This window comes from Candidatus Borrarchaeum sp. (assembly GCF_019058535.1).
GTDB classification, from domain to species: domain Archaea; phylum Asgardarchaeota; class Sifarchaeia; order Borrarchaeales; family Borrarchaeaceae; genus Borrarchaeum; species Borrarchaeum weybense.
In genome coordinates this window covers 1-8,875 of the sequence record NZ_JAHPYX010000249.1, presented here as the reverse complement: position 1 = coordinate 8,875, position 8,875 = coordinate 1, and the positions used below count along the sequence as shown (strand labels likewise).

The 8,875-nt window shown below is 36.5% G+C and carries 9 protein-coding genes; 2 read left to right on the top strand and 7 right to left on the bottom strand.

Annotation, left to right across the window (positions count from 1 at the left end):
* The 3 genes from QVB70_RS15300 to QVB70_RS15290 form a co-directional block, all read right to left on the bottom strand.
* Positions 1-205 (bottom strand): hypothetical protein (locus QVB70_RS15300; protein WP_287588028.1); only part of this gene is annotated, 205 nt, incomplete at its 3' end.
* A 3-nt stretch (positions 206-208) separates the two neighbouring features.
* Positions 209-760, bottom strand: a complete 552-nt coding sequence (locus QVB70_RS15295) for an ADP-ribosylation factor-like protein (RefSeq protein ID WP_287588027.1) — start codon at positions 758-760, stop codon at positions 209-211.
* Between the two features lie 174 nt (positions 761-934).
* Positions 935-2,857, bottom strand: coding sequence for an AAA domain-containing protein (locus QVB70_RS15290; RefSeq protein WP_287588026.1), 1,923 nt, complete (start codon positions 2,855-2,857; stop codon positions 935-937).
* A gap of 310 nt (positions 2,858-3,167) precedes the next feature.
* On the opposite strand from QVB70_RS15290, the gene QVB70_RS15285 reads away from it, so the two are divergent.
* Both QVB70_RS15285 and QVB70_RS15280 read left to right on the top strand, forming a co-directional pair.
* The gene (locus QVB70_RS15285) at positions 3,168-3,431 is read left to right on the top strand and encodes a hypothetical protein (protein ID WP_287588024.1); all 264 of its coding nucleotides are present in this window, start codon (positions 3,168-3,170) and stop codon (positions 3,429-3,431) included.
* Positions 3,432-3,837: 406 nt separating this feature from the next.
* Complete coding sequence (locus QVB70_RS15280) at positions 3,838-4,854, top strand: hypothetical protein (RefSeq protein ID WP_287588023.1); 1,017 nt, start codon at positions 3,838-3,840, stop codon at positions 4,852-4,854.
* A 46-nt stretch (positions 4,855-4,900) separates the two neighbouring features.
* Here QVB70_RS15280 and QVB70_RS15275 read toward each other — a convergent pair whose 3' ends face one another.
* Genes QVB70_RS15275 through QVB70_RS15260 form a run of 4 tightly spaced genes read right to left on the bottom strand, consistent with a single transcriptional unit; the run spans position 4,901 to position 8,837 of the window.
* Positions 4,901-5,608 carry a hypothetical protein gene (locus QVB70_RS15275; protein WP_287588022.1) on the bottom strand — a complete coding sequence of 236 codons (708 nt, stop codon included), beginning with the start codon at positions 5,606-5,608 and terminating at the stop codon, positions 4,901-4,903.
* Positions 5,605-6,426: a hypothetical protein gene (locus QVB70_RS15270; RefSeq protein ID WP_287588021.1), complete on the bottom strand. Its 822-nt coding sequence runs from the start codon at positions 6,424-6,426 to the stop codon at positions 5,605-5,607. Before QVB70_RS15270 ends, QVB70_RS15275 begins: the two co-directional genes overlap by 4 nt.
* Positions 6,427-6,440: 14 nt before the next feature.
* The gene (locus QVB70_RS15265) at positions 6,441-8,084 is read right to left on the bottom strand and encodes an ATPase, T2SS/T4P/T4SS family (protein WP_287588020.1); all 1,644 of its coding nucleotides are present in this window, start codon (positions 8,082-8,084) and stop codon (positions 6,441-6,443) included.
* Between the two features lie 39 nt (positions 8,085-8,123).
* Positions 8,124-8,837, bottom strand: a complete 714-nt coding sequence (locus QVB70_RS15260; protein WP_287588019.1) for a hypothetical protein — start codon at positions 8,835-8,837, stop codon at positions 8,124-8,126.
* Positions 8,838-8,875 lie beyond the last annotated feature (38 nt).

The window sequence follows — 8,875 nt, the reverse complement described above, 5'->3', positions numbered from 1 at the left end:
CATCAACATCGGTCTCGGCTAGCCCCATATGGAACTGTGCCAGAATGATGGGATCCTTTAGAGTTTCTGCTACCTTACTTTCAGAGCATGTACCCTCAAAGGCAATATAGGGTCCTGCCATGATATCAAATTTGAGGAGCAATATCGATTTGATGCCGCACTCCTGCAACGGATAGGAATTTAAAAACAAGGGTTCACCGATCACTACTCACCCCTCACTTTCCGTTCGTTGCACCAATTCAAGAAACGCTTCCTTAACATTTGCACCTGTTACTGCTGATGTGGGAAAAATTATAGTAGGATCATTTATGTCCAAATGATCAGCAATAGCCTCAATAGGCAAGGAGTTTGGTAGATCCTGTTTATTTGCACATATTACATATGGTAGATGTAATTCTCCGACAATCAAATGATGAATATCTTTTGTGACTGCAAAACTATCTATATTCGAGGAATCAATGATTAAAAAAGCGCCAGTTGCACCTCTCCACCAGAGTTTCCACAGCGGTTGATAGCGCTGTTGACCTCCCAACTCCCAACTCACATAACACTTGCCATTCTTCAATGGCACCTTATAAAAGGCAACTCCTGGCGTCGGGGTATATGTGCCAGAAGAATTTAACTGAGTTTCCTCAATTATACACTCAAGACAGGATCCAAAGGTACTTTTCCCAGCACCTGCGCTGCCCATTAGCAAAAATTTTGCTACTTTTTCTTGTGTACTAGTAATCTTGTTAGCGGATAGCTGTTTAACTCCCATTAAAGTTTCACCACAGACTTTTAATAACGAATTATTTAAAGTCCGCGTTTTTCTGTACCAAATTTGACTTTTGCTCCATTATAAAAATAGGACGAATTATTTACTCTTTATATGAATTTTAAAACGACAAAACTTAGAAAAAGCCTATCCAAAATTTTGAGACATGTTAAGAAATTATTTCTGATTCAGAATCATGTTTAAAGCAGATTTTGTTTTTTCTAACTCTTCGAAAGACAAATGGGATAGTAATGTATTTGAAAAATGCCCATATTGTTGGATATATTTGAATAACGCAGCAATTAGAGGAATGTTTATTGACTCAGCTAGTTTATATGACCCTAAAATAATGAGTTTTCTCTTTGCTCTTGTAATTGCTACATTAATCCTACGACTATCTTGCAGTACCTTAGCAGCCTTAGGATTAATGCCGTCATCTACTAGTGATATAATGACAATGTTGTTTTCCCGTCCCTGATATGAGTCTATTGTGCTTGATTTTGTAAATGACCAAAGATTATAGACATTGTTTATCTGTTTCGGGAATGTCTGCTTGATCAACCGCCCTATTAGTGTGGCTTGAAGACGAAATGGTGTAACTACAGCTATGTCTTTTTCAAGATAGAAACCCGCTTTGTGATATTCTTTCATGATTTTAATGACCAAGGCAGCTTCGATTAAATTACATGCAGAATATCGTTTACCGAATAATTTCCAGTCAAAACCTTGCCCCCCATTATAGTTAAACGTATCAATCCATACGATAGGGTATCGACCAGAGAGACTATGACTCCAATTATCTCGATTTTGAGGAAAGTAGTCAATTTGAGTATTTTCTATTCCATAGGCAGTTTTCAATTGATCATTGTAGATAAAATGACTTGGAAACATCGAGATGTATTTATTAGAACGATACTGTGTGTTCAAAAAAATGCTATGATTTGGATATTTGGAAATAAGGACTTCAAAAAGTGATTTTTCTAGCTGCTGCTTTATTGGTACATTAAAAATGGGTGGCAGTTGAAGATGGTCGCCCACCAGGATTATTTTCTTACCAAACACCATGCCTACAAGCGTTAAAGGTATACTTGCCATACTAGCCTCATCAATAATGACATAACCAAATGGTGGATTGTTCCAATCAAAATTAGAATGAAGAGTGTATAATCCAGCTTTTGTTAATGTAGACCCGACGATTTTATGTGATTTCAAGTCCTCAAAATTTCTTATATTACCTAAAAGCGGTCTGATGTTTGGCAATAACTTGGCATTTACGCCTAATCGAAGAACTGAATGTCTGATGTCATGCTCTTTTTTTTCTTTAAGAGCCTCTATGATCTTTTCAAGAGCGTTATCTACGGCAATGTTAGTATGTGACGTTATAAGTACTCTTTGATTTCTTTTAAGCAACTGTAAAACCAATTCTGAGATCACGGTAGTTTTTCCAGTACCAGGAGGCCCATGGATCAGGAAGAAATAATTATCGTCCGTTAAATTAAGGCAATGTGCTACAGCTTTCTGTTGTGATTCGTTTAGAAGTTGTGTGGTATGATTTAGAGTTATTTGTGTTATAGAATCATAGATGTCTTTATCTTCAAGAAGTGTTCTAAGCTTTCGTAGCTGTTTACTTTCGCCATTCTGAATCCTTTCCAAAATATTTTCTTGAATTCGTAGCAGAATTTGGTTATCAGCTTTTCGTAGATTAACTATGTCACAATATTTTAGCTCCTGAGATGAAAATCTACCCGAAAATGAAATATAATAATCCTTGGAATCATAATCAATAATAATCCCATAAAGTTCATTCTTTGGGTATGAATGTGTATTTAATGTATTTATGGTCGAAAAGAGCTTTTCTTCACCATTTTCCCATGTTGCTATAATTGCATCCCCAGGTTTAACTCTGAAATCGCCTATTATACGTATTTTTTCAACCTTTACGTCCGCTAAATAGGAATAATCCTTTGGTATATTAAAAGAAGGCTTTCCAATTAGCCTTGGGACTGCTCTTTTACTAGTATGTTCCTTATTCTTTGCCCTAGTTAAATAGTCCCATAAATAAGTATACGTAAATCCTTCAATGCCTGTTTCTAGACTCATATTTATTCAACCAAAGGAAAAATTCAATTAAGAAATCAAAAATTTCTTTCGTTTTACATTCACTTGTGCTTTCAAGAGATTCTTGTTTTTTAAATCTCAAACTATAGTTTCAAGTCAAATCTATTCAAAGACTCTATCAAACAGTTGAATACGAGAACGTATATAAACCCCGCTTTTTGAAATAGTACGAAAAAGATATCGCATTTCAAGAAGGCATCGCAATATAAAGCCATCCAACTTGTTGGAAATTCAAACAAAAATGCGCTGGCTTTTTATATATGTGTTAAAATAGAGTATGAGTGTAAGAATTATGCAGGTCGAAAGTGATCCTTGGGAAAAGCTAGATCGCCTTCAAGAACTACCAACATTGTTAACTGATACGTTAACCAATACGATGAGTTTTATTTTTCGTATGGGCTGGATGGTCGGTGGTTTTGTCTTTGCAATTGGCTTAATATGTTACATGTCAGGAATTGATGAACGTAATGGCAAGAAAATGATCTTCGGCGGCTTTCTTTTGTTTATGCTATTTCTCTATTTAGATACTGGTGTTTGGATAACTCTGTTTGGGTGAAAATTGAAAATTAGATTGATTTTGTTGAGATAAACATCAAAATTTGCTATTTTAATTTCTATAATTTATTATGAGAACATATCAGTTTTTTGAATGTCCATGAAAGACTAAATTTGCTTTGTCTCATAGTGACATCCTCCCCAGCCTTTCGGAAGGGGACTTCCCGCCGCATAAGTTAAAATTCAAAATTTTGTATGTCGGTGAGTTTCATATCAGTTCAAAATACGTTCACTTAACTCTCTGCGAATTTAGTTCATCACATCCAATGAACTGTTTGTTCAATCAAGTAGATATTCTTTATTAAAAATACTTATAAGTTTAAATGTATATCTATAGTAAATGTGGATTTTTGTGGTTATTGAAACCCTTTCCACCTTTTCATAATATGTCTCCTTGGTGGTGAAAGATGAGCGAATACAGCCTTCAATCATGTAATGAATGTAAAGGTAATATAGTGCTAAATAGAGGGCTCTATGTATGTGAAAAATGTGGTCTGGTGGCTGAAACCCACTATGTTCCTCAAGACTACATTATCTCAGTGTTTACTGACGAAAAAGAAATGGCAAAACAATATGTGAGTCCTGGTGAGAGAATTGACATTGTTGATGGAATGGGTAGTTATATCGGAAATTATAATGAAAAAAACAGTCGAGATCATAAGGGGAAACATCTTTCAAAAGAGAAAGAACTCTATTTCAGAAAGTTAAACCGAATTTACAATTTTAGAGCGCGAATACGTCATAAAGAATCTCAATACAGAGTATTAAAATCATTGAATAGAGCTGTAACTCTTCTTCATCTTTCGGATAAAATAAAACAGAGAGCAGCATATATTTATCGTACGAGTCTTAAGCAGGTTAGCCAGGATGAAATTTTAACGCACCCTGTTTTAATGGTCGCTGCTCTTTTCATAGCAATTCGAGAACGAAGAGCACCTGTCACGTTACAGGAAGTAATAAAAACGTTTGGACAACTAGGTCATAGGATCCCACCAAGAAAAGTCATCCGTGCAATTGAACTTCTAAAGAAATCTCCAGGAATTGAACTTGTACAAAGAAAAAGCGAAGATTACATCCCCAGACTAGTCAGTAAAGTCCTTAAGCACCCTGAGGTTATATTGAGACTTAAGAGAAGATTTTGGACATCATTTGAGTATCAAACACTTATCATGAAGGCAGCAAATACACTCTTAGAAATAGTAACTACTGAGCAACGCGGCGGTAGACATCCCTACATATTTGCAACCTCAGTACTTTATGGAGCCGATTTATTAATTGCTAAACAGTTTGAACGGCGATCAGTCCTCACACAGAAATTGTTGGCAAAAATAGCGAATGTCGCTGAATATAGCATCCGCGATCATTACTGCACGTTGTTGAAAAAATACGTTAAGGGAGAACAAAAACCAAAAATGTTCGTTTAATTTTTTTAAATTTTTCATAGGTATTGATGATTAATAGTTACTGGATTTACCAAATTAGGATTTTTAGGAGGCTTTGGGTTAGTAAAAAAATGATAAAGAAGATCATTGCAGATAGAATGAGCATGGACCAAGAAGATTCCCCATCAGTGAATTCTGTGAGTTGGTAAGCAGTAAATATTCCAATGAAGAAAAAACCTACAAAAGCAGGCCAAAAACTTAGTGGATTAAAAGCCAGATTATTAGTAAGCTCTGAGACATTTTGTTGCCGAAGTAGGAATAGCATTGAAAAGAGAGGTGTAAGAGCGGCTATGTAACCCATCACTAATGAAGTTCCTAATGATAAGATTTTGGTTTTAAGGTTTTTTGCTCTCAAGAAATGATTACGCTTTTTAATCAAGTTATTATTTTCCTCTAAGGCTCTAACCATAGAAAGTAGAACTTTGCCAGCCTCTATAGAATCTTTTTCTAGAAATTTACAGGTGAGCTGTAATAGATATCGACTGTTAAGATTATTGAGAGATAAAGCAAGATCTTTCAAGATTTGTTTTAGGGGTAAAGCCCCAACAAATAACTGACGGACTGCTATCATAAAATGTGGTTTTAAAAACCCGTTATATTTACTTAAAGCATAGGTAAACGCCTGTTCTGGGCAGATACCAAGTTTCAACTCATCAGCAAAAAAGCTTAGAAAACAAGCAATTTCACTCAATTCTTCATCTGACTGTTGTAATACTATAGTTGACTGTTGTTTCATCCGACCAGCTCAATTCTGTTACTTAAGACCTTATTCTTAATGATATACAATAGGCAAATGTGTAAAGGGATAATGAACAAGATGAAAGGAGAACTAGCAAACCCGTTGATGGATAAAAAGATGCCTAAAAAGATTGGAAGAAAAGTGGTTATTCCGATAGTTAAGGTTAAGCGGCTGTCTAATTCAATAGTGAAGCGATCGTAGGCATTACGCACCTCTGATTGAGTTGAATCTTTCATCAATTCAATGGTCGTTTCTAAATCATTAATCGCGAATAAACTAGATAGATGTTTTCGAAGCGTAATGGAAGGCTGTTTCTTAGCGTAATCTAATAAAAGCGTTTCTGGATCTTCGTTGTTGTTAACCTGAAAGAGTATTTTTTCGAAATCTTTTGAAACTTGTGGGAAATCACTTTTAGCAACGAAATATATCGCATCGAACGTTGACCCAGCTAATAACGCTAATAACAGAGTATTCAAGATCAAGTCAGCATATTTCTCAATGTTTAGTCTTTCATGAGCATATCTTAGAGGAAGAAAACGCATTAATAATCCGTGAATAATATATGCGAGAAGTAAAGCAACTGATGAAAAAAGCAGTGGAGAAAGGTCTAAAATAAGTGAAAAACTGGTAATTATTAGGAAAATAATGGTTGCGAAGGCTTTTGATCCAGCTGAAATATCCTCTGGAGTGAGATTTAACTCCTCATAATAACGACATGGCATTAGCAAAGCAGTGGGACAAAGTTTTTTTCCTATAAATTTGAAAGGTTGGATGGAAAGTGCTTTGCATATATTCATAGGCAGATTTGAAAACAATTTGCAAACCTCAGCTATTCTTTAATCTGGTTAACAACATATTTGTAGAGAGAAGACCAGTCTATTTCGTTATAATGCATTCTATGTCTGAGTTTTTCAGTGTGTAGCCCATGGAAGATTTGTACATTGAGATAAGGGTCAAATAATTGGTTCTGAACCAGATAATTTAGTAGTTTTATGTATGTAGACATTTCTTCAATGAATTCTTCTAACGTTAACCCTTCAACCATTCTGATAGATTTCATGGTGGGGACGTCATATTGTTCTGTTAATGTTTTTATTAGCTGCTTATCAAGATCAAAGACATCGAATAACTGTATAGAATTAACTTTCAGATCGATTTCCAGCGGTATATCGGTTTTTTCAAATGGTTTTTCGACCTCACTTACTCGCCTTACCTTACGGATAAGTTTTTGATGGTAATAAGCCCGCATAAAGACGATGAGGTCTAAAGTTAATAGATTAATGGGAGCAATACCATGATGTTCTACCCAGCGGACAATCAGATTTTCAGGCGACGAGGCGTGACAAGTTTGGATTAAGTGTAGACCTGCTGTAAGTGCATGAAATACTGCTTGAGAATGTTCCTGGGTTTGAATTTCCCCTAAGAAAACGTAATCAGGCGATCGATGTAATAATTTAACAATCTCTTTACTTTTGCTTCGTGAAGTATTCTCGCCTTCAAAGGGTATTACCTGTAGCCGTACTTGATGTTTATCGTAAGTATGTTGGGGGACGCTTTCGATGACATCTTCGATGGTTATTTTTCGCCACTCAGGAGGAGTGATCAGATCCAGTGCATTAACTAGTGTGGTTTTACCCGAATTAGGTTCCCCAATGACCGTAATATTACAGCGTCGTAGCATAGCAAAATACAGGTAAGCGGCGATTTCCACAGGTAAAGTGCCATTCGCTACCAATTCTGGCAAAGTAAAGGCTTTACGCTTTAGTTTACGCACATCTAAATGCAAGCCATCGACAGCAAGAGGAGCGATGTCCATTGAAGTGCGAACATGAAAATTGTCAGTGATCAATTCTGTTTTGATAGAAGGATTACTTTCGTCCAGTAACAGACCGCTTTCATAGCGTAACCTTGTTTTTATACGTTCTAAATCAGCTTCAGATAAAATAACATTAGTCTTACAACGTCCCCAGGTGCGATGGTCTAAATAGAGCTGGGTGTTAGGACAATCTAGATAAAACTCTTCTATATATTCATCCATAAGAAAAGGGGCAACCTTAAAGATACCCGTTAGTTTATAGCAGGCTAGATCTATTAATTCATCTAAATCTTTCATTGATGCAAATTCAGGATAATGTTTGTAAATATGCTCTTTAATTAGTGTCTTCCTCGTATTGAATAACTCTTGTAGGCTATAGAATCGAGGATCCAGAGGTTTGTTTTGAGTATCATTATCAAAGATCATACTTCCTGAAAGATGTTTCGCAATTGATTCAACGATTTCACCAAAAGGTGAAGTGTCTACTAGACTGTTATAGGCGTATAGTGCTTCGTTGGTATATTTTCCTGCACGCCTATATATTTTAATATGATAAGGACCTATCTTGTACTGTTCAATTACTTTTGAGAATTCATCCATTTCCGAAAGATGAGAATGGGTCGAATCTTCATTAAGTTTGCATCTGTTCTTCTGCAAAACACTTCACCATGCTTATATGAGCTAAACGGTTTGACCTTACAAATCTAAAGTAATGTCATCAAACAATTTTCGTTTCCCAATAACAGTTAAAATTAAGCCAATGCAACTCACTGCGCTGATTCGAACGCCTAAAGAAACCGTAGCTAGATTAAGACCTTTTACGACTGTGAGATTATACTCTAGTTGTGAGGTTTGGTAACCCGATTTTTCGACAGTGACAGTCAATAGGTATTCACCTGGAGTTAACTCTGAAGTATCTAGCACTGCTTTATAGATGCCTGGTTCGACTTCTTGACATTCGAGTGTATAATTGGTGTTCAATGTGATAGTAACATGGGCTTGCTCGATCGGGGCACCTTGGTCATCGTTAATTGTCACAATAATTTCTTTTTTAGTATTTGAGTTGAGTTGGATGTTATTTTCCAAGTTAACTGTCACTAGTAATGATGCTGTTTCAGTTGATGAGCCATTTCCCCCTCCGTTGTCGTCATTTCCGCTACTTCCATTGCTGCCGCCATCTCCATCTCTCGGGTTGTCAGTGTCTTTGGTTTCAAGTGAGATATTAGTCCCTATATATGCATCGGCGATGGTTATCCCATAGCACAGCCCCGAACTGCCACCCTGAGGGGAGTTGGCATCTTCAGTAAAACTGGCGTGATACCAGTAGGTTTCCTGTGCGCCGATTATGGCGTTGGACATCCCCAGAGTATCGCTTGAGGTGGCCACCATCTGTCTGGAGGCCGCATTCACCAAGTCCGCCCGGTTTTGTAACTCAACATCACTAAGGT